The 26,340-nt window shown below is 71.0% G+C and carries 26 protein-coding genes; 13 read left to right on the top strand and 13 right to left on the bottom strand.

Annotated features, from left to right (window positions below; translation table 11 throughout):
* Positions 1-2 precede the first annotated feature (2 nt).
* The 7 genes from A5680_RS22185 to A5680_RS22155 form a co-directional block, all read right to left on the bottom strand.
* Positions 3-722, bottom strand: coding sequence for a PAS and ANTAR domain-containing protein (locus A5680_RS22185; RefSeq protein ID WP_067823259.1), 720 nt, complete (start codon positions 720-722; stop codon positions 3-5).
* Between the two features lie 86 nt (positions 723-808).
* Positions 809-1,915 (bottom strand): enolase C-terminal domain-like protein, encoded by a 1,107-nt coding sequence (locus A5680_RS22180; RefSeq protein ID WP_067823294.1) that lies wholly within the window; start codon positions 1,913-1,915, stop codon positions 809-811.
* Positions 1,912-2,919 (bottom strand): SDR family oxidoreductase, encoded by a 1,008-nt coding sequence (locus A5680_RS22175; RefSeq protein WP_067823255.1) that lies wholly within the window; start codon positions 2,917-2,919, stop codon positions 1,912-1,914. The genes A5680_RS22180 and A5680_RS22175 overlap by 4 nt, the downstream gene beginning before the upstream one ends.
* 18 nt (positions 2,920-2,937) lie before the next feature.
* A complete protein-coding gene (locus tag A5680_RS22170; RefSeq protein WP_067823252.1) occupies positions 2,938-4,728 on the bottom strand; it encodes a glycoside hydrolase family 15 protein in 1,791 nt (596 codons plus the stop codon).
* The gene (locus A5680_RS22165) at positions 4,721-6,424 is read right to left on the bottom strand and encodes a GMC family oxidoreductase (protein ID WP_067823249.1); all 1,704 of its coding nucleotides are present in this window, start codon (positions 6,422-6,424) and stop codon (positions 4,721-4,723) included. Before A5680_RS22165 ends, A5680_RS22170 begins: the two co-directional genes overlap by 8 nt.
* Positions 6,424-7,170 carry a gluconate 2-dehydrogenase subunit 3 family protein gene (locus A5680_RS22160; protein ID WP_055405660.1) on the bottom strand — a complete coding sequence of 249 codons (747 nt, stop codon included), beginning with the start codon at positions 7,168-7,170 and terminating at the stop codon, positions 6,424-6,426. The genes A5680_RS22165 and A5680_RS22160 overlap by 1 nt, the downstream gene beginning before the upstream one ends.
* Before the next feature lie 5 nt (positions 7,171-7,175).
* Positions 7,176-7,655, bottom strand: coding sequence for a hypothetical protein (locus A5680_RS22155; protein WP_055405661.1), 480 nt, complete (start codon positions 7,653-7,655; stop codon positions 7,176-7,178).
* Positions 7,656-8,000: 345 nt separating this feature from the next.
* Between A5680_RS22155 and A5680_RS22150 the strand changes: the two genes are divergently transcribed.
* Complete coding sequence (locus A5680_RS22150) at positions 8,001-9,443, top strand: HNH endonuclease signature motif containing protein (protein WP_067823246.1); 1,443 nt, start codon at positions 8,001-8,003, stop codon at positions 9,441-9,443.
* 15 nt (positions 9,444-9,458) lie between these two features.
* Here A5680_RS22150 and A5680_RS22145 read toward each other — a convergent pair whose 3' ends face one another.
* Positions 9,459-10,136 carry an MspA family porin gene (locus tag A5680_RS22145; protein WP_231977676.1) on the bottom strand — a complete coding sequence of 226 codons (678 nt, stop codon included), beginning with the start codon at positions 10,134-10,136 and terminating at the stop codon, positions 9,459-9,461.
* A 181-nt stretch (positions 10,137-10,317) separates the two neighbouring features.
* On the opposite strand from A5680_RS22145, the gene A5680_RS22140 reads away from it, so the two are divergent.
* The 3 genes from A5680_RS22140 (at position 10,318) to A5680_RS22130 (ending at position 13,850) form a co-directional block, all read left to right on the top strand.
* The gene (locus A5680_RS22140) at positions 10,318-10,566 is read left to right on the top strand and encodes a hypothetical protein (protein WP_067823243.1); all 249 of its coding nucleotides are present in this window, start codon (positions 10,318-10,320) and stop codon (positions 10,564-10,566) included.
* A gap of 91 nt (positions 10,567-10,657) precedes the next feature.
* On the top strand, positions 10,658-13,645 hold the full coding sequence (locus A5680_RS22135) for an acyl-CoA synthetase (protein ID WP_055405559.1): 2,988 nt from the start codon (positions 10,658-10,660) through the stop codon (positions 13,643-13,645).
* Entirely contained in the window at positions 13,638-13,850 is a 213-nt protein-coding gene (locus A5680_RS22130; RefSeq protein WP_067823282.1) for a Trm112 family protein, read from the top strand. The genes A5680_RS22135 and A5680_RS22130 overlap by 8 nt, the downstream gene beginning before the upstream one ends.
* Here A5680_RS22130 and A5680_RS22125 read toward each other — a convergent pair.
* The 4 genes from A5680_RS22125 to A5680_RS22110 are packed head-to-tail and all read right to left on the bottom strand — an operon-like array spanning position 13,816 to position 17,258.
* Positions 13,816-14,439, bottom strand: coding sequence for a TetR/AcrR family transcriptional regulator (locus A5680_RS22125; protein WP_067823287.1), 624 nt, complete (start codon positions 14,437-14,439; stop codon positions 13,816-13,818). The genes A5680_RS22130 and A5680_RS22125 overlap by 35 nt on opposite strands.
* Positions 14,439-15,257: an ABC transporter permease gene (locus A5680_RS22120; protein WP_082955912.1), complete on the bottom strand. Its 819-nt coding sequence runs from the start codon at positions 15,255-15,257 to the stop codon at positions 14,439-14,441. The genes A5680_RS22125 and A5680_RS22120 overlap by 1 nt, the downstream gene beginning before the upstream one ends.
* Positions 15,191-15,946, bottom strand: a complete 756-nt coding sequence (locus A5680_RS22115; RefSeq protein ID WP_067823236.1) for an ABC transporter ATP-binding protein — start codon at positions 15,944-15,946, stop codon at positions 15,191-15,193. Before A5680_RS22115 ends, A5680_RS22120 begins: the two co-directional genes overlap by 67 nt.
* A 31-nt stretch (positions 15,947-15,977) precedes the next feature.
* Positions 15,978-17,258, bottom strand: a complete 1,281-nt coding sequence (locus A5680_RS22110; RefSeq protein ID WP_067823233.1) for an ammonium transporter — start codon at positions 17,256-17,258, stop codon at positions 15,978-15,980.
* 81 nt (positions 17,259-17,339) lie between these two features.
* Between A5680_RS22110 and A5680_RS22105 the strand changes: the two genes are divergently transcribed.
* Complete coding sequence (locus A5680_RS22105) at positions 17,340-17,951, top strand: DNA-3-methyladenine glycosylase (RefSeq protein ID WP_067823231.1); 612 nt, start codon at positions 17,340-17,342, stop codon at positions 17,949-17,951.
* An 81-nt stretch (positions 17,952-18,032) separates the two neighbouring features.
* On the opposite strand, the gene A5680_RS22100 is transcribed toward A5680_RS22105, so the two are convergent.
* Entirely contained in the window at positions 18,033-18,911 is an 879-nt protein-coding gene (locus A5680_RS22100) for a bile acid:sodium symporter family protein (protein WP_055404407.1), read from the bottom strand.
* Positions 18,912-19,023: 112 nt separating this feature from the next.
* On the opposite strand from A5680_RS22100, the gene tyrS reads away from it, so the two are divergent.
* From tyrS to recN, 8 genes are all read left to right on the top strand, one after another.
* Positions 19,024-20,301 carry a tyrosine--tRNA ligase gene (tyrS, locus tag A5680_RS22095; RefSeq protein WP_055404409.1) on the top strand — a complete coding sequence of 426 codons (1,278 nt, stop codon included), beginning with the start codon at positions 19,024-19,026 and terminating at the stop codon, positions 20,299-20,301.
* Positions 20,302-20,376: 75 nt separating this feature from the next.
* Positions 20,377-20,751, top strand: a complete 375-nt coding sequence (locus A5680_RS22090; protein ID WP_055404410.1) for a DUF732 domain-containing protein — start codon at positions 20,377-20,379, stop codon at positions 20,749-20,751.
* 27 nt (positions 20,752-20,778) lie between these two features.
* Complete coding sequence (locus tag A5680_RS22085) at positions 20,779-21,579, top strand: tetratricopeptide repeat protein (protein WP_082459928.1); 801 nt, start codon at positions 20,779-20,781, stop codon at positions 21,577-21,579.
* A gap of 1 nt (position 21,580) precedes the next feature.
* On the top strand, positions 21,581-22,591 hold the full coding sequence (locus A5680_RS22080; RefSeq protein ID WP_067823229.1) for an HAD-IIA family hydrolase: 1,011 nt from the start codon (positions 21,581-21,583) through the stop codon (positions 22,589-22,591).
* Between the two features lie 23 nt (positions 22,592-22,614).
* A complete protein-coding gene (locus A5680_RS22075) occupies positions 22,615-22,800 on the top strand; it encodes a hypothetical protein (RefSeq protein WP_067823226.1) in 186 nt (61 codons plus the stop codon).
* 8 nt (positions 22,801-22,808) lie between these two features.
* A complete protein-coding gene (locus A5680_RS22070) occupies positions 22,809-23,612 on the top strand; it encodes a TlyA family RNA methyltransferase (RefSeq protein ID WP_067823223.1) in 804 nt (267 codons plus the stop codon).
* Positions 23,609-24,532 carry an NAD kinase gene (locus A5680_RS22065; RefSeq protein WP_067823219.1) on the top strand — a complete coding sequence of 308 codons (924 nt, stop codon included), beginning with the start codon at positions 23,609-23,611 and terminating at the stop codon, positions 24,530-24,532. The genes A5680_RS22070 and A5680_RS22065 overlap by 4 nt, the downstream gene beginning before the upstream one ends.
* Before the next feature lie 6 nt (positions 24,533-24,538).
* The gene (gene recN, locus A5680_RS22060; RefSeq protein WP_067823216.1) at positions 24,539-26,293 is read left to right on the top strand and encodes a DNA repair protein RecN; all 1,755 of its coding nucleotides are present in this window, start codon (positions 24,539-24,541) and stop codon (positions 26,291-26,293) included.
* Positions 26,294-26,340: the final 47 nt, after the last annotated feature.

The raw sequence follows: 26,340 nt of genomic DNA, 5'->3' as shown, positions 1-26,340 counted from the left end.
GGTTATTCCAGGGTCAGCAGCGCCCGGTCGATCGCGCTCTGCGTCTCCGCCGACGCGGTGCTGGCCACCGCGTCCAGGAAGCGGCTGGCGAGGTCGCGCACCTTCAGGTTGGTTTCCTGGGAACGCCACACCAGGATGTCGAACGCCCGCTCCGCGGTGATCCCGTACGCGGCCATCAGCACGCCCTTCGCCTGTTCGATCCGGGCGCGGGCGTCGGCCACCGCCGACAGCACGTCGGTGATGTCGGCGTGCAACGAGTCGGTGACGTCGACGTAGAACCCGGACGTCCCGATCACGGTGCCCTGGTCGTCGACCATCCGGTCGCCCGCGACGACGACGCAGTGGGTGTGCCCGTCGGCGTCGACGATGCGGTGCCGGCTGCTGAACGGCTTGCCCCGCAGCACCCGGTCCAGGACGGCGGCGACGCGCTCGCGGTCGTCGGGGTGCTTGTGCTTCAGGAACAGGTCCGTGGAGGGCTCGACCTGCCCCGGCCGGTAGCCGTGCATCCGGGCGACCGCGTCCGACCACTCCCAGCGGTGGTCGGCGAGAAAGAACCGGAAGCGGCCGACGCTCTGCGGATCGCCAAGGCCCAACACCAGGTCGACCGCGTTGAGGCCGTGGTCTTCGACGACGTCGGACATGAGCGCGTCGCACGCGCTCGCGTCGCGGGTGGGCTCGCCGTTGCGCCGCTGCACGGCTTCATCTTCAAAGTTCACGGTCATCGCGCGTGGCCTTTCAGATGCGTAACTATGTCCTACGGGTATCAATGCCCACTTTTGTGCGAAGCCATTCACCTATCAGGCTTTTATCAGGCTTTCCGGTACGGCTCGGCGTCGGCGTGTTTGAACTCGAGGCCCAGGCCGGGCCGGCATTGATCCGGCCGCAACGCGCCGCCGTCGGGGCCGAGGGCCCCCTCGAACAGCATGTGCTCGATGCGGTGGTGGTCGTGGAAGTACTCCAGGTGCCGCAGGTTGGGGGTCGCGGACGCCACGTGCGCGTGCAGGTTCGGCGCGCAGTGCCCGGACACGTCGACGTTGTGGGCGGCCGCCACGGCCGCGGCGCGCAGCCAGTCGGTGATGCCGCCGCACCGCGTCACGTCGATTTGCAGGCAGTCGACCGCGCCCGCGGTGAGCATCCGGTTGAAGTAGGCCAGGTCGTAGCCGTACTCGCCGGCGGCGACGTCCGGCGCCACCTGGTCGCGCACCTCCCGCAACCCGGCGAGGTCGTCGGAGGACACCGGCTCCTCGAACCAGGTGACGTCGTGGTCGGCCATCGCGTGGGCCACCCGGATCGCCTGCTTGCGCCGGTAACCGCCGTTGGCGTCGACGTACAGTTCGACGTCCGGTCCGATCACCTTGCGCGACAGGGTGATTCGATCGAGGTCGCGGCGCTCGTCGGAGCCCCATGACTCGCCGATCTTGATCTTGACGCGCGGGATGTTCCACTCGTCGACCCAGCGTTCCAGCTGGGCGCGGGTGGTGCGCTCGTCGTAGGTGGTGAAGCCGCCGCTGCCGTAGATCGGCACCGCGTCGTGCGCCATGCCGAGCAGCCGGCACACCGGCAGGCCCAGCAGCTTGCCCTTGAGGTCCCACAGCGCCGTGTCGACGGCCGAGATCGCGCAGGACACCAGCCCGGGGCGCCCGTTGTTGCGCATCGCCCGCACCATCGCCTGCCACCGCCCGGGGACGTCGAGGGCGCCGTGCCCGGTGATCTCGCCGGCGAGCGGCCCGTTGATCAGGGGTGCGCACGCGCCGTCGGCGTAGGTGTAGCCGATCCCGCGCCGGCCGCCCGCCCCCACCTCGGTCAGCACCAGGGTGGTCGACGACCAGGACAGCGTGCCGTCGGCTTCCGGTGCGTCGGTGGGGATTTCATAGACCCGCGCGCTGACCTCGTCGATGCGCGCGTCGACGCTCATCGGGTCCACCGGCGCGCCGCGAGCCACGCGCCCAGCCCGGCCGCGCCGAGCGCGCCGGCCCCGCTGACGGCCGGGTGCTGCGACGCCCACAGCTGCGGGCTCAGCGCGTGGGAGTTGGCGTCGAACCCGCCGTGGGCACCCTGGTCGCTGCCCGGCTCTTCGTCTTGCGGCTGCCACAGGTTGTGCGGCCGCCCCGCGCCGACGGGCTGGTCGGTCTGCTGCGAGTCGTATCCGGTGCGGCCCAGGTAGCGGTCCAGCAGCGGCGCGACGAACTTCTGCGCCAGCAGCGTCACCATGGTGCTGTCGCCGACCCAATACTGTTTGCGCCCAGGATGATCGGCGGCGTACAGGACGCCGCGGGCGGCCACCTCGGGCTGATAGATCGGCGGCACGGGCTGGGGGTGGCGCGGCAATCGGGACAGCACCCAGGAGAACTGCGGGGTGTTGACCGCGGGCATCTGGGCCACGGTGATCCGTACCTTCGAACCCTCGTGCAGCAGCTCGCAGCGCACCGATTCGGTGAACCCGTTGATGGCGTGCTTGGCGCCGCAGTAGGCCGACTGCAGCGGAATGGACCGCTGGCTGAGCGCCGAGCCGACCTGCACGATGGTGCCGCGGTCGCGCGGGCGCATCTTGGCCAGCGCCGCCATGGTGCCGTGCACATAGCCGAGATAGGACACCTCGGTCACGCGTTTGAACTCCTCGGCGCTGATCTCGCTGAACGGCGCGAACACTGAGGTGAAGGCGACATTGACCCACACGTCGATGGGGCCGAAGGCGGACTCGGTCTCGTCGGCGGCGGCGACGACGGCCGCGTGGTCGGCCACGTCGGTGGGGATGGTCAGCGCCTTGCCGCCACCGGATTCGACGTCGCGGGCGGCGCCGTCGAGACCGGCGGACCCGCGGGCCAGCAGGGCGACGTTTGCCCCCCGCCGCCCGAACAGTTGGGCGGTGGCGCGGCCGATTCCCGCGCTGGCCCCGGTGATAACCACTGTCTGCGTCATTACAAATCCCCTTTCCGATCAGTCATGGTGGACGCCGTCGTCGGCGAGGGTGGCCGTGCATTCGAGCATCAGCGCGTGCGCGAACGCCTGGGGCAGGTTGCCGCGCAGCTGGCGCTGCCGGACGTCGTATTCCTCGCAGAACAATCCGGGCGGCCCGCAGGCGGCGCGGTTGCGTTCGAACCAACGCATCGCGCAATGCGCGTGTCCCAGTTGGTGTTCGGCGAGCGCCATCATGAATCCGCAGAGCAGAAACGCCCCCTCGGCGTCGCCCAGGTCCCGCTCGTCGTGCCGGAAGCGGTACACGAACCCGTCGTCGGTGAGTTGCGTGCGTACGGCGTCCAGGGTGGCGCGGGTGCGCGGGTCGTCGGCGGGCACGGCGCCGCGCACGGGCGCCAGCAGCAGCGACGCGTCGACCCCGGCCAGTCGCGGGCTGCGTTGCCAGTAACCGCCCTGCGGGTGCAGGCCGGTGGCCGCGGTCTCGGCCAGGATGGCGTCGGCCAGCGAGGCGCAGGCGGCCACCTCGTGGCCGCCGCCCGCCACCTTCGCGATGGCGCGCAGCCCGGCCACGCACGCCAGGCGTGACTGCGTCCAGTGCTCGTCGTCGATCTCCCAGATGCCCGCATCCGGTTCACGCCAGCGCTTTTCGATCGCCCCGATGGCGGTCTGCGCGGCCCGCCAACCCTCCGGGTCGAGCCGGCCGGCGTCAGCCGCCCGGGCCAGCAGCTGCAGCGCCTCCCCGAACACATCGAGTTGGAATTGCTGGTTCACCCAGTTGCCCACCTTGTCGCTGCCGCCCGGGTAGCCGGGCAGGTCGAGGGCTTCCTCGGCCGGCACGCTCTCCCCGGTGACGGTGTAGGCGGGCTTGAGGTCGGGGCCGTGTTCGAGCAGCCGGGCACCCACGAATCCGACCGCCCCGTCCAGCAATTCGGTCGCCCCGACGGTCGCGGCGGCGACGCCGGCGTAGACCTGGTCCCGGATCCACGCGTAGCGGTAGTCGTAGTTCCGGTTGGAGTGCGCGCGTTCGGGCAGGCTCATCGTGGCCGCGGCGACCATGCCGCCACCACTGCTGGTCAGCCCGCGCAGCACCGCGTAGGAGTGCCGCCCGTCGCGGGGGGCGATGGTGCAGTTCAGCTCCGGCATGCTGCGGTGCCACGCGGCCTCCGTTGCGTCCCAAGCGATGTCGGGATCCTGCGGCCGCTCGGGCAGCGCGCGCTCGGAGAGCTCCAGCACCAAATCGTGCTGACTGCCCTCGTCGACGGTGATCTCGCAGGTGAGCAGTTCGCCACGGCCCTGGCCCTTGACCGCACGCGCGTCGCAACCGCCGAGCCAGCGCCACCGCAACCGTCCCGACTTCCCGCTCCAGACCCCGTCGTCGGCGCTCAGGTCACCGGGGCCGTGCCGGCCGAACCCCGCGCTCGGCTGCAGCGCCACCCGCACGCGGGCGGTCCCGCGGCAGCCCAGCAGGCGGCGCAGCAGCACCGCCCGATCCGGGTCACCCGGAAAGGCCAGCGCCTCACGGCATTCCACGATGCCGTCGCGGGTGATCCAGCGATTGCGCCAGATCAGGCTGCCCGGCTCGTAATAGCCGCCCCAGACGTGCCGCACGTCGGTCGGCGTGACCGCGTACACCCCGCCACCACCGATGAGGTTGGAGAAGACGGCGTCGGAATCCCAGCGCGGCGCGCACATCCATGCGACGTCGCCCTGGGGGCCGACCAGGGCGGCGCGCTCGCCGTCGGCGAGTAGCGCGTACTCGCGCAACACCCGGGGCGAGTAGGTCGCCTCGACGTCGATCGTGCGGTCAGCCACGGACCCCGGCCTCCGAGGGCCGCCTCGCCGGGGCGTCGCTGCGGATCTTACCGCTCGCCATCCGTTCGGCCAGCCGCGAGGCCAACGCCATGATGGTCAATGCGGGGTTCGCCGAGCCCTGCGTCGGGCACACCGAGCCGTCGGCGAGGAACACGTTGGGAACGCCCCACACCCGGTGATCGGCGTCGACCACCGAGTTGTCCGGGCGGGTGCCCATGCGGGCCCCGCCGATCAGGTGGGCGAACCGCTCGATGGTCAGCACGTCCTGGGCGCCGGCCGCGTGCAGGATGTCGCCGATCACCTTGGTGGAGTAGGCCATGTTGGCTTTGTCGTTGTCGCACAGCGTGTAGTCGAACCGGGCCACCGGCAGGCCGTAGTGGTCGGTCTCGTCGGCGAGCGTGACGCGGTTGTCCGGCTGCGGCAACAGCTCGTTCAGCACGCCGATGGTGGCCCAGTGGTTGTAGTCGCGCATGTACTCTCGCAACGCCCGGCCCCAATGCCCTTCGGCGAGAACGTGTTCGGCCCAGCCGATCGGCATCGGGGACACGGTCTGGATGGCGAAGCCGCGGGCGAACCCCCGCGACGCGTCGGTCTCGTAGAACTGCTCCGAGGACACCTCCGGCGGAGGGGCCTTGTACATCCGGACCTCTTCGGACCATCGGCCCGCGGACTGCGTGGCACCCTGCACCATGACGTAGCGGCCGACCTGATCGTCGTTGTTGCCCAGACCGTTCGGGAACCGCTCGCTGGCGGAGTTGAGCAGCAGGCGCGGGGTCTCGATGGAATACCCGGCGATCGCGACGACCTTGGCCCGTTGCAGCCGTTCGGTGCCGCCGGCCTCGTCGTAGTAGACCACCCCGCGCGCGGCGCCGGTCTCGTCGAGCTCGACCCGGGCGGCCATGCAGTTGGCGCGGATCTCCACGGAGTGCGCCAGCGCATCCGGCAGGTGCGTGACGTACGGGCTGGCCTTGGCGTTGACCTTGCAGCCCTGCAGGCAGTAGCCGCGGTAGATGCAGTGCGGGCGATTACCGAAGGTGCCGTTGACAATGCCGACGGGCCCGACCCGCATCTCGATGCCGAGCTGCATGGCGCCCCGCCAAAGCTTGGCCGTGGCGCCCGAAATCGGATGGGGGGAGAAGGAATACCGATGGGGATAGCCCCAGGGCCAGTTCTGCCCGGCCACCGGCAACTCCAGCTCGATGCGCTCGTAATGCGGGCGGATGTCCTCGTAGTCGATCGGCCAATCCGCCCCCACGCCGTCGAGCGTGTAGGTCTGCAGGTCGCTGGGATGGAAGCGCGGGGTGTAGCCCGCGTAATGGACCATCGAACCGCCCACGCCCCGCCCGGAGTTGTTCTTGCCCAGTTCGATTGGGTCGTCGCCGCCGATGATGCGCTTTTGCGTCCAATACAGGGCGTGGGAGCCCGCCTCGTCGGAGACCCAGTCCTCGTCCGGATGCCAGAACGGGCCCGCTTCGAGGATCACCACCCGCCAGCCCGCGCGCGCCAGCCGTTGGGCGAGCACCGATCCGCCGGCGCCCGCGCCGACGACCACCAGATCAACCTCGTCGTCGTCGGCGTAACGCCGCATGGTCTTTTCGCCGGGCAGGTCGCGCGAATGCACGTCGAGCAGGAAGCGCGAATCGTTGTCCTTCGGTCCGACCGCGCCCCTGAGCAGCCCGCGGAGTCGATCGCCCATCACAGCTCACCGCGCTGAACGACGCGAACCGGGTCTTCGTCCGTGGCACCCGGCCTCTCGAAAGGCTCGCGTGCGGCGGCGGGCCCGGTCGCGCCGCCGAGGCGCATGAAGCCGCGCGGGTAGGCGGGCCCGCCGAACCCGATCTCGTTCCAGGCCCATGGGTGGGAGTAGAAGCCGGACAACACCATTCGCATGCACACCGACCATGCGCGTTTGACGTTCAGGCGCGCCCAGGCACCGCCGTCCAGATCGGCCCGGGAGAACTTCTCGACGATCGCCTCGCGCGTCTCGGGGTCGGCGTCGGCGAACGATGCCTGGCCGTAGCGGCTGGAGGCGGTCTCGTCGAGGCCGCGCAGCACCAGCCGCCACGTGTCGCGGTCGTCGGGCATGTCGGCGTACTGGTAACCGTCGAGCCGCCCGTCGGCGAGCTTGGAGTCTACGGACTCGGGCACCGGCACGCGGGGTTCGCGGTCCTGCGCCAGCGCCGTGTCGCAGAACGCGCGCAGGCACGGCTCCTCTTCGGCGGTGAAGAACCGCAGTGGGCCCGGCGGTTCCAGCCGGGCCAGCACCACCTTCTTGGTGGCTGCGTCCCAAGTGTCGGTGGTCTCCAGCACGTCGTAATCCGGGTAGCGCCCGATCATCTGGGGCGTGACACCGCGGCGCTGCTTGGGCAGCCAGGACGGGTGCGGGGGTTTGCGATCCGCGCGCAGGTTGGGCAGGTGATCGGGGCGTGAGGTGTCGGCCATCGCGCTCAGCCCCGGAACCTTTCGCGCCGCAGGATCGAGGCCAGCAGTCCCATCGCCCCGACCATGCACATCAACCCCGGCGCCACGATCGGCGGGCCCATGGGCACGTTGTAGGACGCGTTCTTCCACCCGCCGGGTTTGCGGGCCACGCCCCGGGCGTGCAGGTATTCGCCCAGCAGGCCGTTGGCGGTGTAGATGCCCGCCGTGATCGGCAACCAGAGTTTGGCCCAGCGGCGCGAGAACACCCCGCCGATCCCGGCCACCACGACGGGTGGCGTCACCACGATCGGGCTCCACATCCACTTGTTGCCGAAGCTCGCCTTGTAGTGCTCGAAATAGATTTCCGCCGTCGTGACCGCGGCCGCGATGGCCGTCAGCCCGGACAGCGAGCGTTCGAAGCGACCGTGCGCGACGTTGTAGAACGCCCGCTCGGCGAGGTGTTCGGCCTCGCCCGTCCGCCGTCCGCCGTTGCCTAACAACAACATCTGGTTTCCTTCCTGACTGGTCAGTTACTGGAGACGCCGATGAGTGCGCGAAATAGGTTGCAAAAGAAGACGTTTTGGGTGCCGAGCCTGGCAAGTTGCCGTACTGCCCATGCGTCACCTCACCTGGAGAAACGAAACACGCCCAGGCGGCCACCGCGCGATGAAGGCTCGCGATGACCGGCCCAGAGAGCTGGCACGCCCAGCTGTGTGTTTCAACCGAAGTGGTCCCGACGGCGCGTCGTGACCGAGGCGCACCGGCTGCGTACCCGATCCCCGACGGTGTAAACAGTCCGACCGGTGTCGGATGGTGGCGTGTTGTCGGGCCCGTCGTGTAGCATCGAACACATGTTCGAACGATGGCACGCGTCGCCTCCGGCGCCGGAGTCGGCGGTCCTGCTGGGCCGCATGCGTGACGCCGGGCGGGCGGAGGCGGGGGCGGCCGCGGAACGTTTGGTCGCGGTCGCGGACTTGCTGGTGCTCCGGTGCCGGGAGTCGGGGGAGCGGGCGGACTGGGCGGCCGACGCGTGGGATGCGGTGGCCGCGGAGGTGGGCGCGGCGTTGGGCTGCAGTGTGGCGATGGCGCACAGCTATCTGCGGTATGCGATGGCGATGCGTGAGCGGCTGCCGCAGGTGGGCAAGGCGTTCCAGGCCGGGGACATCGACTATCGGGCGTTTCAGACGCTCGTGTTCCGCACCGACCTGGTCACCGACCCTGGGGTGTTGGAGCGGGTGGACGCGCGGGTCGCGGCGCTGCTGTCGCGACGGCCGTCACTGACCCGCGGCGGGTTGGGCGCGGCGGTCGACCGGGTGGTGGCGCTGGTGGACGCCGACGCGGTGCGGCGGGCCAAGGAGGCGATCGACGATCGCTTTGTCGACATGCAAGCCAATGAGTCGGGGATGGCGTGGCTGACGGGCAGCGTGTTCGGCGCCGACGGGCATGCTCTGGATCGGCGGCTCGACGAGTTGGCCGCCGGCGTGTGCGGCGCCGATCCGCGCACCCAGCGGCGGCGGCGGGCCGATGCTCTCGGCGCGCTGGCCGCCGGTGCGGATCGGTTGGGTTGTCAGTGCGGGACGCCGGGCTGCGACGCCGGTGGGCGCACGGCGAGCAATGTGGTGATCCATGTGGTCGCCGAGCAGGCCGCGGTCGGTGGCCGCGGCGCGGCCCCGGGTGTGCTGCCCGGCGTGGAGGGGCTCGTGCCGGCCGAGGTGATCGCCGAACTGGCGCGCACGGCCAAGCTGGTGCCGCTGGGCGCCCCGCTCGAGGCCGAGCCGCGCTACATTCCCTCGGCCAAGCTGGCCGACTTCGTGCGGTGCCGGGACCTGACCTGCCGGGCGCCGGGCTGTGAGCGCCCGGCCGTCGACTGCGACATCGACCATACGGTCCCGTACGCCGAGGGTGGGGCGACGCATCCGTCGAACCTGAAATGTCTTTGCCGCCAACATCATTTGCTGAAAACGTTCTGGGGTTGGCGCGACCAACAGCTGCCCGACGGCACGCTGATCTGGCGGCTGCCCGACAAGCATACCTACGTCACCACCCCGGGCAGCGCGCTGTTGTTCCCCAGCCTGTGCGCGCCCACCGGCGACGCCCCCGTTCAGACGGTCGTTGAGCGTTGCGGCGAACGCACCGCAATGATGCCGCGGCGCAACCGAACCCGCGCCCAGAACCGCGCCCACCGCGTCGCCAGCGAGCGTCAACACAACCGCGACTCCGGCGTGGCGCTAAACACCAACGCCGCCAGCGGAATTGGACCCGCCCCGCCGGACGAGGACCCGCCGCCGTTCTGACTGCGGGACAAGGGTTCAGACGGACTTGGTGACGCCAACGTAGGAGAGCACCACGTCGGATTCGTCCGTCTGCTGGGTCAGGGTCGCATACGACCGGATGAACGACTGACCCACGCAGCCATCGATTTTGACGTGAAAGCCGGTGATGATGACGCGGGGATGTGGGCCCTTGAATTCCTTCCTGGTCACCGGCACGACGAGGATCACGCCGGGTTTGAGGCCGACGGTGACCACCCCGTTGAACGGCGTGGTCACCAGCGGGATGAAACCACCGGCCAACGGGAAGCCGATGCCCGGGTTGACGCCGGCGCTGCCCGCCATCGTGACGCCGTTGGACGTGCTCATGTCGATCCCGCAGCCGATTTCGTAGCCCACCTCGAGGACGCCGGCAGGGTTTTCGAGCCCTTCCAGCGAAGCGGCGAATGTTCCGCGAGAGAGATATTCGCGAGACGAGACCGCGGTCGTCAGCGGCGCTATCGGAGTCTGTGACTCGTCCTTCGCCCCGAGGGCCAAGACCCAGCCCTCGGGCGTCGTGAAGGTCACCGGGTCGGACGAGGGAATCCGCCCCTCATCGGGTGCCGCTGCGGAGGTGGCGGCGGCTTCTTCGGCGTCGGGATCCGCCAGCGTCCGAGGCGCCGGGACCGCCGACATGACGATGCACGACGCGAGGATCGCGGCGCGACGAACGACCACAGCTACCGGCCACACGACGACACCGTAGGTACGGCACGAGCACGGTCGCGAAATTTGCTGGCCGTCCCGCCGAAGTCGTTGTGCGTTCGTGACCGTTATGGGACCGGAAATCCCGCACCTGCCTCGTTTGCCAGGCCGGTAGAATCGTCAGCTTGGAGTAGGGGACGACAGGAGTGCCGCGATGAGAACTCACCCGCTTGTTCGCGGACTGCTGCTGGCCGCGGCGGTGGGCGTGATGACTCTGATCGGCGGCGCCGGCGCCGCGCGCGCGGATTCGGATGTTTTCGGGGCGCCGGGGCCGTCGCTCCTCGACCAATTGGTGACCTCGACCCCCGCGCTCACGGTCGATCCGTCCGACGAAGCCAAACCCTCGAGGGGCTCGAACGCCGTCGGCATGTTTTGCGAGAACCAATTCGCGCATTGCCACTAGACCCCGCGCCCGGGCAAATTGCCTGGCCAGGCCCGCCAAGATCGCCGGTGTGCCATGATGTCGGAGCTGTCAAGACATAGGGGAGCGGGCCGTGGATCTCAACTTGTCGATCGTTACGCGACCGGTCGAGCGCCTGATCGCTACGGCGCAGAACGGGCTGGAGGTCGTCCGGCTGGGGGGCTTGGAAACAGGTACCGTCCCCTCGCCGTCGCAGATCGTCGAGAGCGTACCGATGTACAAGCTCCGACGTTATTTCCCGCCGGACAGCCGGCCGGACAAACCGCCGGTGGGCCCGCCGGTGCTGATGGTGCACCCGATGATGATGTCGGCCGACATGTGGGACGTCACCCGCGAGGAGGGCGCGGTCGGCATCCTGCACGCCAACGGGATCGATCCGTGGGTGATCGACTTCGGCGAACCCGACAAGGTCGAGGGCGGCATGCGCCGCACCCTGGCCGACCACATCGTCGCGCTCAGTCAGGCCATCGACACGGTCAAGGAGACCACCGGCAGCGACATCCACCTGGTCGGGTACTCGCAAGGCGGCATGTGGTGCTACCAGGTCGCCGCCTACCGGCGGTCGAAGAGCCTGGCCAGCATCGTCACCTTCGGGTCGCCGGTGGACACCCTGGCCGCCCTGCCCATGGGCATCCCGGCGAACTTCGCCGCGCCGGCCGCCAACTTCATGGCCGACCACGTGTTCAGCCGGCTGGCCATCCCCAGCTGGATGGCGCGCACCGGCTTCCAGATGCTGGACCCGCTCAAGACCGCCAAGGCCCGGGTGGACTTCCTGCGCCAGCTGCACGACCGCGAGGCGCTGCTCCCGCGCGAACAGCAGCGCCGGTTCCTCGAGCGCGAGGGATGGATCGCGTGGTCGGGCCCGGCCATCTCCGAACTGCTCAAGCAGTTCATCGCCCATAACCGGATGATGACCGGCGGCTTCGCCGTCAACGGCCAGATGGTCACGCTCACCGACATCACCTGTCCCGTGCTGGCCTTCGTCGGCGAGGTGGACGACATCGGCCAGCCCGCGTCGGTGCGTGGCATCCGGCGGGCCGCCCCCGACGCCGAAGTGTACGAACGGACCATCCGCACGGGCCATTTCGGCCTGGTCGTGGGATCCAAAGCGGCGCAACAGAGTTGGCCGACCGTCGCCGAATGGGTGAAGTGGCTGTCCACCGGCGGCGACAAACCGGACAGCATCGACCTGATGGCCGACCAGCCCGAGGAGCACACCGACAGCGGCGTCGCGTTGAGCTCCCGGCTGGTGCACGGCGTCGGCGAGGTGTCCGAAGCCGCGCTCGGCCTGGTGCGCGGGGCGGCCAACACGGTGGTCGCGGCCAACAAATCCGTGCGCACCCTGGCCGTCGAAACGGCCCGCACGCTGCCGCGCCTGGTGCGGCTGGGACAGATCAACGACCACACGCGAATCTCGTTGGGCCGCATCATCGAAGAGCAGGCCCACGACGCCCCGCAGGGCGAGTTCCTGCTGTTCGACGGCCGCGTGCACACCTACGAGGCCGTGAACCGGCGCATCAACAACGTCGTGCGCGGCCTGATCGATGTCGGTGTGCGCCAAGGGGATCGGGTGGGCGTGCTGATGGAGACGCGGCCCAGCGCGCTGGTCGCCATCGCCGCGCTGTCGCGGCTGGGCGCGATCGCGGTGGTGATGCGGCCGGACGCCGACCTGGCCGCATCGGTCCGGCTCGGGGGAGTGACCGAGCTGCTGACCGACCCGCCCAACCTGGAGGCGGTGCTGGCGTCGGACCGCCAGGGGCTGCGGCAGGTGCTGGTGCTGGGCGGCGGCGAGGCGCGGGATCTGCACCTGCCCGACGACAGCGACGTCATCGACATGGAGCAGATCGACCCCGACGCCGTCGAGCTGCCCGGCTGGTACCGGCCCAACCCCGGCCTGGCCCGGGACCTGGCCTTCATCGCCTTCAGCGCGGCCGGGGGCGAGCTGGTGGCCAAGCAGATCACCAACTACCGCTGGGCCGTGTCCGCCTTCGGGACCGCCTCCACGGCGGCCCTCGACCGCCGCGACACGCTGTACTGCCTGACGCCGCTGCACCACGAGTCGGCGCTGCTGGTCAGCCTGGGCGGCGCGGTGGTCGGCGGCACCCGCATCGCGCTGTCGCGCGGCCTGGACCGCGACCGCTTCGTGCAGGAGGTGCGCCAGTACGGCGTGACGGTGGTGTCCTACACCTGGGCCATGCTCCGGGAGATCGTGGACGATCCCGCGTTCGTGCTGCACGGCAACCACCCGGTGCGGCTGTTCATCGGCTCCGGCATGCCGACCGGGCTGTGGGGACGGGTGGTCGACGCGTTCGCGCCGGCCCACGTCGTCGAGTTCTTCGCCACCACCGACGGGCAGGCCGTGCTGGCCAACGTGTCCGGCGCCAAGACCGGCAGCAAGGGCCGGCCGCTGCCCGGCGTCGGGCGCATCGAGCTGGGCGCCTATGACGCCGAGCACGATCTGATCCTGGAGAACGATCGCGGCTTCGTCGAGATCGCCGAGCCGAAGCAGGTCGGGGTGCTGCTGGCCGCGTCCAACGGCCCGATCGACCCGACGGCGTCGGTCAAGCGCGGCGTGTTCGCCGCCGGCGACACCTGGATCTCGACCGAGTACCTGTTCTACCGCGACGACGACGGCGATTACTGGTGGGCGGGCCGGCGCGGCTCGGTGGTGCACACCGCCCGCGGCCTGGTGTATCCGGAGTCCGTCACCGACGTGCTGGGCTGCGTCAACGGTGTCGACCTCGCGGTGACCTACAACGTGCCGGTGGGCGACCGGGAAGTCGCGGTCTCCGCGGTCACGCTGCTACCCGGCGCCAGCATCACCGCGGCCGACCTGACGGACGCCGTCGCGAAGATCCCCGTCGGGGTGGGCCCCGACATCGTCCAGGTATGCCCGGAGATGACGTTGAGCGCGACCTACCGTCCGACCGTCAGCGCCCTGCGCGCCGCCGGGATTCCCAAACCGGGCCGCCACGTTTGGCATTTCGACGCCGAGGGCAACTTCTTCCGCAAGCTGACCCCGGGCGTGCGGGCGGCGCTGAGCGGGCGTGCCGATGGTTGACGATTCGCTGCTGAGCATCCTGGTGTGCCCGGCCGACCGCGGCCCGTTGCTGCTCATCGACGACGAGCTGTACAACCCGCGGCTGCGCCGGGCCTACCGCATCGAGGACGGCATCCCGGTGCTGCTCGTCGACGAGGCCCGCGACGTCGGCGACGACGAGCACGCGCGGCTCATGGCACGAGGCCGTCCGGCAGATCCCCGGTGAGGTAGCGCTGCAGGTTCGGCGCGATGGTCCGCGCGACCTGCTCGGCCGGCAGCGACGCGAACGGCTCGAACTGCAGGATGTAGCGCGCCAGCACCACGCCCACCAGCTGCGACGCCACGAATTGGACGCGGAGGATTCCGCTTCCGGGCGGATTGTCAACGCGCGCACCGACTTCCACCGCGATCACGTCCTCGATGAACGTGCGGAACAGGTTGACCTCCGTGCCGGCCAGGATGGACCGCAGCGTGGCGACGAAGGCCGTGCCGATCTCGGAGTCCCACAGTGGCAACAACATCGACGGCAGCCGGTGGCCGATTTCGTCGATCGGCACCTCGCGCAGCGGGCCGATGATGTCCATCGGATCGATCGGGATGTGCACGGCCGCGGCGAACAGCTTCTCCTTGGTGCCGAAGTAATGGTGCACCAGCGCCGAATCGACGCCGGCCGCCGCCGCCACGGCGCGGATCGAGGTGTTGCCAATCCCATTGGTGGCGAACAGCTCTCGCGCGCACGCCAGGATGCGATCGCGGGTGTCGGAGCTGCCGGCCGGCCGCCCGGGCCGCCGGCGCCCGGCTTTAGCAACGGCCACTAGCTGGTCCGCCGCCGCAGCGTCGCGGCCGCAAGACACAGCGCCGCCAGCGCGAACCCCAGCACGACGACGATGTCGCGCACCGCGATGTAGGTCAGCTGCGGGTGCGCGCCCACCTGCTGCAGCGCCTCCAGCGCGTAGCTGGCCGGCATCACGTTGCTGACCCACTGCAGCCAGTGCGGCATCACCGCCCGCGGCACGATGATGCCGGCCAGCAACAGCTGCGGCACCATCACCAGCGGGATGAACTGCACGGCCTGAAACTCGGTGCGGGCGAACGCGCTACACAACAGGCCCAGGCCCACGCCGAGAACGGCGTTGACGATCGCGATCGCGAACACCCACGCCGGGCTGCCGGCGGTGTCGAAACCGAGCAACCAGAACGACACGATGCAGGCCAGAACTGCCTGCGCCGCAGCGGCCGTCGAGAAGGCCGTGCCGTAGGCCATCAGCAGATCGAACCGGCGCAGGGGAGTGGTCAGGATGCGCTCGAGCGTCCCGGAGGCGCGTTCGCGCTGCATGGTGATCGCCGTGATGATGAACATCACGAACAGCGGGAAGAGGCCCAGCAGGATCAGGCAGGCGTTGTTGAACGGGGCCGGCGTGCCGGGCCGGTGCGGCGCGTTCTGAAACATGAAGTACATCAACGTGATCACCAGCACCGGCACGAACAGGATCATCGCGACGCTGCGGTGGTCGGCCGCCAGCTGGCGCAGGATCCGCGTCGTGGTCGCGGTGTAGCCCTTGAGCCCTAACCGGCTTGGCGCATGGTGTTGCGCCTGATGATGGACAGAAACGCGTCCTCCAGTGACGTGCATCCGGTGTCCTCTCGTAGTTGGGTCGGGGTGGTGTGCGCGAGCAGGTGGCCGTCGCGCATCAGCAACAGGTCGCCGCAGTGGTCGGCCTCGTCCATGACGTGGCTGGACACCAGCAGCGTGGTTCCGCCGCGGGCCAGCTCGGTGAACTGCTCCCAGAGATCGGCGCGCAGCACCGGGTCCAGGCCAACGGTGGGTTCGTCGAGCACGAGCAGCTCGGGGCGGCAGACCAGCGCGCACGCCAGCGACACCCGGGTGCGCTGGCCGCCGGAAAGGTTGCCGCAGTAGGCGCTTCGGTGGTCGGCCAGCCCGACCCGCTCGATCGCGGCGTCGGCGGCGTGGCGGTCGAAACCGTACAGCGAGGCGAAGTAGCGGACGTTGTCGACGATCCGCAGGTCGTTGTAGATGGTGGGGTCCTGGGGCAGGTAGCCGACGCGGCGGTGCAGCGGCGCCGACCCGGCCGGGTGGCCGAGCACCGTGACGGTGCCCGAGGTCACGATCTGGGTGCCGACGATGCAGCGCATCAGGGTGGTTTTGCCGCAGCCCGACGGGCCGAGCAGGCCGGTGATGCTGCCGCGCCCGATCTGCACCGAGAAGTCGTGCAGGGCGGGCCGCTTACCGCGGATCACGCGCAGGTGATCGATGCGGACGGCCTGGTCGCCGATTAATTCATCACGTGATGAAGTCATCATGTGATGAATATCGTCCTCCGGGGAGGCGTTGTCAAGGGTTGGTGCGGTCGTCCAATCCGGGACGGCGCAGCGGCAGGTGCCCGTGCACGCCCTCGGCGTACGCGGTCTCGGCGTGCTGGGTGAGGTCGACGCCGGTCGTCTCGTCTTCGGCGCTGAGCCGGAAGCCCATCAGCCGGTCGATCACCTTGGCCAGCACGAACGACACGGTGAACGCGTAGAGCCCGACGACGACGATCGCGAGCGACTGCTTGCCCAGCTGGCCCAGGCCGCCCCCGTAGAAAAGGCCCCGCGGCCCCGACGTCATGACCGCGGTGGCCAGCAGCCCGATCAGCGACACCCCCACCACGCCGCCCACGAAGTGCACGCCCACCACGTCGAGCGAATCGTCGTAGTTGAAGCGGAATTTCGCGCTGACCGCGAACGAGCACACGACGCCGGCCGCGAGCCCGACGACCGCCGCGCCGAGCGTGTTCACGGTTCCGCACGACGGCGTGATGGCGACCAGCCCGGCCACCACCCCGGACGCCGCGCCGAACGTGGTGGGCCGGCCGTCGCGGATCTGTTCGACCGACAGCCAGCCGAGCATGCCGAGGCAGCCGGCGACGAGCGTGTTGAGGAAGATGGCCGCCGCGGTCCCGTTGGCGGCCAGCGCGGAACCGGCGTTGAACCCGAACCAGCCGAACCACAGCAGGCCGACGCCGAGCAACACCAGCGGCAGGTTGTGCGGGCGCATCGCGTCCTTCTTGAAGCCGATGCGCGGCCCGAGCACCAGCGCCAGGGCCAGGGCCGAGGACCCGGACACGATCTCGACGACCAGGCCGCCCGCGTAGTCGAGCACGCCGAGCTTGGCCAGCCAGCCGCCCGGCCCCCACACCCAATGCGCCACAACCGAATACACGACTACGGCCCACACCGGGACGAACACCATCCAGGCGGCGAACTTGGCGCGGTCGGCGATGGCGCCGCTCACCAGCGCGGCCGTGATGATCGCGAACGTCACCTCGAAGGTGGCGAACAGCAATTCGGGTACCGCGCCGTGGGCGGTGTCCGGGTTGATGCCGAGCATTCCGATGTGGCGAAGGTTGCCGACGAAGCCGCTCGCCCCGTCTTCGGAGAACGCGATGGTGTAGCCCACCAGCAGCCACGCCACCGTCACCAGCGGGATGGAGATGAAGCTCATCATGATCATGTTGAGCACCCCGGTGGTGCGCACCATGCCGCCGTAGAAGATGGCCAGGCCGGGGGTCATCAGCAGGACCAGCGCGGTGCTGGCCAGCAGCCACGCGGTGGCGGCGGGGTCGATCGAATGCATGGCTCGGCTCCTTCTCGGGGTCCTGGGGGTCCCCGCGACACCGGGATATTGCCATGGCGGCGGTGCCGGTAGGTTCGGTGGGTGGCCGCACGCGAGCTGCTCGTCGACCCCGTCGCGGCCGCCCATCGGCTGCTCGGCGCCACCCTCACCGGGCGCGGCGTCAGCGCCGTCATCGTCGAAGTCGAGGCCTACGGCGGCGTTCCCGACGGCCCCTGGCCCGACGCCGCGGCCCACTCCTACCGCGGCATGTCCGGCCGCAACGCGGTGATGTTCGGTCCGCCCGGCCGGCTCTACACCTACCGCAGCCACGGGATCCACGTCTGCGCCAACGTCTCCTGCGGGCCCGACGGGACCGCCGCGGCCGTCTTGCTGCGGGCCGCCGCGCTGGAGGATGGCACCGACGTCGCCCGCGCCCGGCGCGGCGAGCTGGTCCGCGCGGCCGCGCTCGCGCGTGGCCCGGGCAACCTGTGCTCGGCCCTGGGAATCACCATGGAAGACAACGGCATTGACCTGTTCGACCCGAACGGTGCGGTAACGCTGGAACTGAACGAGCCGCTGACCGCCGTGTCCGGGCCACGCGTGGGCGTCAGCAAGGCCGCCGACCGGCCGTGGCGACTGTGGCTCCCGGGCCGCCCGGAGGTTTCGGCGTACCGGCGCAGCCCGCGGGCGCCGGCCCCGGGCACCAGTGATTAGTGGCGATCGCAAGCGCGGCGTTGGGGGCACCCCCGCGAAGCTGGGGGACCGGGCGAAGCGGGTCGCCACCAGTGATTAGGTCTAGGCGTCGGCCAGGGCGACGGCGCGATACGCGGGGTCCACGCGCCGCGCGAGGAACACGAACGTCAGGGCCATCAGGGGCGCGACGGCGCTGTATAGCGCGGCCGGCGTGGCCATTTCGACGCTGTTGAGCAACTGCGGGCTCAACGCCACGCCCATCGCCACCACGGCGTTGTGCATGCCGACCTCCAGGCTGACCGCCACGGCCTGCCGGGGAGCCAGGCGCATCAGCCGCGGCGCCAGGTAGCCGACCGTCAGGCTGACCGCGCAGAAGGCCACGACGGCCCCGGTCAGCGCTCCGATGTTGTGCCACAGCGTCTTTCGTCCGCCGGCGACGGCGCCCAGCACGGCGACGACCAGCAGGGCGATGGCCAAGATCCGAACCGGCTTCTGCAGCCGCCGGGCCGCCTCGGGAAAGCGGTGCCGGAAGGCCACCCCGGTGGCGATCGGGACGAGCACCATGCCGAACACCGCGAAGAACTTGTCCAGTTGCAGGGGGAGAAACCGCCCCTCGCCGAGGAACCAGGTCATCGACACCGCCAGGATGGCGGGCAGCGCGACGATCGACAGCACGGCGTTGATCGCGGTCAGCGTGAGGTTCAGCGCCAGGTCGCCGTTGAACAGGTGGCTGAGGATGCTCGACATCGTCCCGCCGGGGGTCGCGGCCATCAGCATCAGCCCGACGGCCAGCGGGGGCGCGAGGCGGAAGGCCTCGGCGATCACCAGGCACAGGGCCGGGAGCAACAACGCCTGGCAGATCAGCGCCACCGCCAGGGGTTTGCGCAGCGTGGCGGCGCGCTTGAAGTCGTCGATCGTGAGCGTCAGCCCGAGGGCGAGCATCACCGCGATGACCACGATCGGCCAGTATCGGTTGTCCATCACGCTCCGCGTCGTCGGCGCGCCCACGTCGATGGCGCGACGGTGGTTAGCTTGCCTTATCGAGCCGCGCGGCGGCGAATCGTGGCCCCGGGAGCGACTAAAGTCGTGCGCGATGTCTTCCGGGATCCTTGACGAGCTGGGCTGGCGCGGCCTGATCGCGCAGTCCACCGACCTCGACGCGCTGGCCGCCGAGCGCGGGCCGCTGACCGTGTACGCGGGTTTCGATCCCACCGCGCCCAGCCTGCACGCGGGGCACCTGGTGCCGCTGCTGGCGCTGCGGCGGTTTCAGCGGGCCGGGCACCGCCCCATCGTGCTCGCCGGCGGGGCCACCGGCATGATCGGGGACCCGCGCGACGTCGGCGAGCGCACCCTGAACGAGGCGGACACCGTCGCGGACTGGACCGGGCGCATCCGCGGGCAGCTGGAGCGCTTCGTCGATTTCGACCAATCCCCGACGGGCGCGGTCGTCGTCAACAACCTGGACTGGACCCAAGGCCTCTCGGCCATCGAGTTCCTGCGCGACCTCGGCAAGCATTTCTCGGTCAACGTCATGCTGGATCGCGACACCATCCGGCGGCGGCTGGAGGGCGAGGGCATCTCCTACACGGAGTTCAGCTACATGCTGCTGCAGGCCAACGACTACGTGGAGCTGCACCGGCGGTACGGCTGCACGCTGCAGATCGGCGGCTCCGACCAGTGGGGCAACATCATCGCGGGCGTCCGGCTGGTCCGCCAGAAGCTGGGCGCGACGGTGCACGCGCTCACCGTTCCGCTGGTCACCGCGGCCGACGGCACCAAGTTCGGCAAGTCCACCGGCGGCGGCAGCCTGTGGCTGGACCCGGCGATGACCACCCCGTACGCGTGGTACCAGTACTTCTTCAACACCGCCGACGCCGACGTGATCCGGTACCTGCGGTGGTTCACCTTCCTGTCGGCCGACGAGCTGGCCGAGCTGGAGCAGGCCACCCGGGAGCGCCCGCAGCAGCGCGCCGCCCAGCGCCGGCTGGCCCGCGAACTGACCGTGCTCGTCCACGGCGAAGCGGCCACCGAGGCCGTCGAGCACGCCAGCCGGGCGCTGTTCGGTCAGGGCGAGCTGGACCGGCTGGACGAGGCGACGCTGGCGGCCGCGCTGCGCGAGGCCTCGGTGGCCGAGCTCAAACCCGGCGCCCCCGACGGGATCGTCGACCTGCTGGTGGCCAGCGGCCTGTCGGAGAGCAGGAAGGCCGCCCGCCGCACCATCGGCGAGGGCGGGGTGTCGGTCAACAACGCCCGGATCGACAGCGAGGAGTGGGCGCCGCAGCCCACGGATTTCCTGCACGGCCGGTGGCTGGTGCTGCGCCGCGGCAAGCGCACGGTCGCCGGGATCGAAAAGGTCAGCGAAAAGGTCTAGGAACGCACGCGCAAAACGCGTTGGTGCGCAAATCTTTACCGTTCCGTGTTGCGGCTGTGACCCGGATTGGCCAGGGTGGTCACGGTGATATCCCTGCGGCGCGTCCGGTGGGCCCTGCTGCGCGTCCTGGGGGTGGGCGCCTGCGTGGCGGGGCTGGCCGCGCCGCTGGCCGCGCCCGTGCGCGCCGACATGCGCGGGAACGCCTTCCTGATGGCCTTGTCCAACGCCGGGATCACCTATCCCCACCCCGCCAGCGCGCTGGCGCTGGGCCAGTCGGTGTGCCCCATGCTGGTCATGCCGGGCCAGTCCTTCGACACGGTGTCCGCCGAGATGGCCAGGCGCAGCGGCCTCGGTTACGACTCGGCCGGCCTGTTCACCATCGTCGCCATCGCGAACTTCTGCCCGGCGGTGATCGCGCCGCTGCTGCAGAACCGGCTCACGGCGTACTAGCCCGGCGGCCCCCGTATCCTCGGCTGCGTGGTCGACGACAGGCAGCGGCAGCGGGGTGAACGGCGCCCGCGTTCGTCCGGCGCCTGGTCGGGGCCGGGCCGCGCGCGACCGGCCCAGCCGCAGAAGCCCGACGCCCGCCGCGAGCCCGAGGGTCGCCGCGAGCCCGACGCCGGGCCGCCGATACCGCCCGGCGTGGAGGCCCGGCAGCTGGCGCCGGAGATCCGCGGCGAGCTGAGCACCCTGGACCGTGCCACCGCCGACGCGGTGGCGCGCCACCTGGTCGCCGCCGGCGAGTTGCTCGACGAGGACCCGGAGGCCGCGCTGAGCCACGCCCGCGCCGCCCGGGCCCGGTCCAGCCGGATCGCCGCGATCCGTGAGGCGGTCGGAATCGCCGCCTATCACTGCGGCGACTGGGCCCAGGCGCTGGCCGAGCTGCGCGCCGCCCGCAGGATGGGCAGCAAGTCCAACCTGCTCGCCCTGATCGCGGATTGCGAACGGGGACTTGGCCGCCCGGAACGCGCGATCGAACTCGCGCGCGGGCCCGAGGCGGCCCAGCTCGACGGTGACGACGCCGACGAGCTGCGCATCGTCGCGGCCGGCGCGCGCGCGGACCTCGGGCAGCTGGAGCAGGCGCTGACCGTCTTGTCCACGCCGCAATTGGACCCGGGCCGCCAGGGCCCGACGGCGGCGCGGTTGTTCTACGCCTACGCCGACACGCTGTTGGCCCTGGGCCGCAAAGACGAGGCGCTGCAATGGTTCCTGCGCTCGGCGGCGGCCGATGTCGACGGCGTCACCGACGCCGAAGACCGGGTCAGCGAGCTGGGCTGAGATGACAAGCGTTGCGCGCCAATACGATTGCCTGCTGCTCGATCTGGATGGCACCTTGTTTCGCGGTCGCCGGCCCACCGACGGCGCGGTGCAGGCCCTGGCCGAGGTGCGCAGCCGCGCGTTCTTCGTCACCAACAACGCGTCGCGCAGCGCCGCCGAGGTCGCCGCGCACCTGACCGACCTCGGCTTCACCGCCGCCGCCGACGACGTCGCCACCAGCGCGCAGAGCGCCGCGCGGCTGCTGGCCGATCGGCTGCCGGCCGGGTCGCCGGTGTTGATCGTGGGCACCGACGCGCTGGCCGACGAGGTCGCCGCCGTCGGGCTGCGCCCGGTGCGCCGCTACGACGACGAGCCGGTCGCCGTCGTGCAGGGCCTGTCGATGACCATCGGCTGGCCCGACCTGGCCGAGGCCGCGCTGGCCATTCGCTCCGGCGCGCTCTGGGTGGCGGCCAACATCGATCCGACCCTGCCGACCGAGCGGGGCCTGTTGCCCGGGAACGGGTCCATGGTCGCCGCGCTGCGGGCCGCGACCGGCGCCGAGCCGCAGGTCGCGGGCAAACCCGCGCCCGGCCTGCTGACGGACGCGGTGGCCCGGGGCGAATTCCGCGCGCCGCTGGTGGTCGGCGACCGGCTGGACACCGACATCGAGGGCGCCAACGCGGCCAGGCTGCCCAGCCTGATGGTCCTCACCGGGGTCAGCTCCGCGCGGGACGCGGTGTACGCCGAACCCGAGCGGCGGCCGACCTACATCGGCCACGACCTGCGCGCGCTGCACTCCGACGGCGACCAGCTCGCGGTCGGCCCCCAGCCGGCCTGGCGGGTCGACGTCGGCGACGGGGCGGTGACCGTCAGCGGCGCCGGGCCCGACGACGGCGACGGGCTGTCGATCGTGCGGGCGGTCGCCAGCGCCGTCTGGGGCGCGCGGTCCGACGGGCACCCGCTCGGCATCCACGCCGCCGACGACCGCGCCCGCGACGCGCTGCAGCGCTGGTCGTTGGTGCACAGCGACTGACGGGTGACTAGCGTAAGAGCGCAATGACTACCGATCCCGAACAGATTCGTGCCGAAATCGACGCCCTGCTGGCCCGGCTGCCCGAGCCCGGCGCGCCGGACGATCCCGACAACGCGCCGTCGCTGACGGAGCTCGAAGACATTGCGCGCCGCCTTTCCGAGGCGCACGACGTGCTGCTGGCCGCGCTGGAGTCGGCGGAGAAGGGCTGAGTGCCCGCATGTCCCGCCGCGCCCGCGTCGACGCCGAGCTGGTTCGGCGCGGCCTCGCGCGATCGCGCCAGCAGGCCGCCGAGTTGATCGGCGCCGGGCGGGTCAGCATCGACGGGCTGCCGGCCCGCAAGCCGGGCACGGCCGTCGCCGTCACCGCGGCCCTGACCGTCGCCGACGACGGCGAGCGGGGCTGGGTGTCACGCGGCGCGCACAAACTGATCGGCGCCCTGGACGCCTTCGGCATCCCGGTGGCGGGCCGGCGATGCCTGGACGCCGGGGCTTCGACGGGCGGGTTCACCGAGGTGCTGCTGGACCGCGGCGCCGCCGAGGTGGTGGCGGTGGACGTCGGATACGGCCAGCTGGCGTGGTCGCTGCGCTGCGACCCGCGGGTCGTCGTCGTCGAGCGGACGAACGCGCGTGACCTGTCGGTGGAGGCGCTCGGCGGCCCGGTCGACCTGATCGTGGCCGACCTGTCGTTCATTTCGCTGTCCACTGTGTTGCCCGCGCTGGCTGGATGTGCTTCGGCCACTGCGGATATCGTTCCCATGGTGAAGCCGCAGTTCGAGGTGGGCAGGGGCCAGGTGGGTGCCGGCGGGGTCGTGCACGACCCGGGCCTGCGCGCCGGCGCCGTGCTTGCGGTGGCGCGGCGCGCCGGCGAACTGGGCTGGCACACCGCGGGGGTCACCGCCAGCCCGCTGCCGGGCCCCTCGGGCAACGTCGAATACTTCTTGTGGTTGCGCACCGAAACGGGATTGGCGGACGACGAGTTGGCGGCTGCGGTTGAGCACGCCGTAGAACGGGGCCCGCAATGACCGAGCAGCGCACGGTGCTGATGGTGGTGCACACCGGCCGCGAGGAAGCCACCGACACCGCGGCCCGGGTGCAGAAGGTGCTGGGCGACAACGACATTGGGCTCCGGGTGCTGTCCGCCGAGGCGGTCGACCGGGGTTCGCTGCACGTGGCGCCCGACGACATCCGCGCGATGGGTGTCGAGATCGAGGTCGTCGACGCCGACCCGCAGGCCGCCGACGGGTGCGAACTGGTGCTGGTGCTCGGCGGGGACGGCACGTTCCTGCGCGCGGCCGAACTGGCCCGCAACGCCGGGATTCCCGTGCTCGGCGTCAACCTGGGCCGGATCGGTTTCCTGGCCGAGGCCGAGGCCGAGGCAATCGACCGGGTGCTCGAGCACATCGTCGCCCGGGACTACCGGGTGGAGAACCGCCTCACGCTGGACGTGCTGGTGCGCTCGGGCGGCCGGGAGATCGCGCATGGCTGGGCGCTCAACGAGGTCAGCCTGGAAAAGGGCCCGCGGCTGGGCGTGCTGGGCGTGGTCGTCGAGATCGACGGGCGGCCGGTGTCGGCGTTCGGCTGCGACGGCGTGCTGGTGTCGACGCCCACCGGCTCCACCGCCTACGCGTTCTCCGCGGGCGGCCCGGTGTTGTGGCCAGACCTGGAGGCAATCCTGGTGGTGCCCAACAACGCTCACGCGCTGTTCGGCCGGCCGATGGTCACCAGCCCCGACGCCACCATCGCGATCGAGGTCGAGGCGGACGGCCACGACGCCCTGGTGTTCTGCGACGGCCGCCGCGAAATGCTGATCCCGGCGGGCAGCCGGATCGAGGTAAGCCGTTGTGACACACCGGTGAAATGGGCGCGGCTGGACAGCGCGCCGTTCACCGACCGGTTGGTGCGCAAGTTCCGGCTGCCGGTGACGGGTTGGCGCGGGAAGTAACGGCGGGTGCTCACCGAAATCCGCATCGAGTCGCTCGGTGCGATCAGCGCCGCGGTCGGGGAGTTCGACCGCGGCCTGACCGTGCTGACCGGGGAGACCGGCACCGGCAAGACCATGGTGGTGACCGGGCTGCACCTGCTCGGCGGGGCCCGCGCCGACGCCACCCGGGTGCGTTCGGGGGCGGACCGCGCCGTCGTCGAAGGGCGTTTCACCACAACCGATCTCGAGGATGCCGTGGTGGCGCAGCTGGACGGGATGCTCGACGCGTCGGGCGCGGAGCGCGACGAGGACGGCAGCGTGATCGCGCTGCGCTCGGTCAGCCGCGACGGACCGTCGCGGGCCTACCTCGGCGGTCGCAGCGTGCCGGCCAAGTCGCTGGGCGACTTCACCGCCGAGCTGCTCACCCTGCACGGGCAGAACGACCAGCTGCGCCTGATGCGGCCCGAGGAGCAGCGTGGCGCGCTGGACCGGTTCGCCAAGGCCGGCCCCGCGCTCGAGCGGTATCGCAAGCTGCGCGACGCCTGGCTGACCGCGCGGCACGACCTCATCGACCGGCGAAACCGGATGCGCGAACTCGCGCTGGAGTCCGACCGACTGACGTTCGCGCTCAACGAGATTGACGCCGTCGACCCGCAACCTGGCGAAGACGACGCGCTGGTCGCCGACATCGTTCGGCTCTCCGAGCTGGACACCCTGCGCGAGGCCGCGGTCACTGCGCACGCGGCGCTTTCCGGGGCCCCCGACGACGCCGACGCGGGGCACTCCGCCGCCGACGGCCTGGGGCGGGCGCGGGCGGCCCTGGAGTCGACCGACGACGCGAAGCTGCGGGCGCTGGCCGCCCAGGTCGGCGAGGCGCTCACGGTGGTGGCCGACGCGGCCGGCGAACTCAGCGCTTACCTGGACGAGCTGCCGGTCGACGCCAGCGCGCTGGAAGCCAAGCTGGCCCGGCAGGCCGAACTGCGCACACTGACCCGCAAGTACGCCGCGGACGTCGACGGGGTGCTGCGGTGGGCCCAGGAGTCGCGGCAGCGGCTGGCCCAGCTCGACGTCTCCGAGGAGGGCCTGACGGCGCTGGCGGCCCGCGTCGAGCAGCTGGCACGCGAATTGGCCGAAGCCGCAGGCGATCTCAGCGGCATCCGGCGCAAGGCCGCCAAGCGGCTCGCCAAGGAGGTCACCGCCGAGCTGTCCGGCCTGGCGATGGCCGACGCCCAGTTCAGCATCGAGGTGAGCAACGAGGTCGCCGCCGACAAGGACGATCCGGCCGCGCTCACGCTGGTGTCGGGCGAGTTGGCCCGGGCCGGGGCCGACGGCGTCGACCAGGTGGAGTTCGGTTTCGCGGCGCACCGCGGGATGGACCAGCTGCCGCTGGCGAAGAGCGCTTCCGGCGGCGAGCTGTCCCGGGTGATGCTGGCGCTGGAAGTGGTGCTGGCCGCCTCCGCGGCGGGCACGACGATGGTGTTCGACGAGGTGGACGCCGGCGTCGGCGGCCGCGCGGCGGTGCAGATCGGCCGGCGGCTGGCCCGGCTGGCGCGCACGCATCAGGTCATCGTGGTCACGCACCTGCCGCAGGTGGCGGCGTACGCCGACGTGCACCTGGTGGTGCACGGCGCCGGGCCGAAGGGCACCAGCGTGGTGCGGCGGGTCACCGGCGACGAGCGCGTCGCCGAACTGGCCCGGATGCTGGCCGGGCTGGGCGAGTCCGACAGCGGCCGCGCGCACGCCCGGGAACTGCTCGACGCCGCGCAGAAGGATGAGATTTAGAGGTCCCCGCACCGCGACGGGCGCATCGTGCACCCGCGCGCGACCAA

Origin of the sequence: Mycobacterium sp. E2989 (assembly GCF_001667595.1) — a bacterium.
Classification (GTDB): domain Bacteria; phylum Actinomycetota; class Actinomycetes; order Mycobacteriales; family Mycobacteriaceae; genus Mycobacterium.
This window is presented reverse-complemented; position numbering and strand designations above follow the sequence as displayed.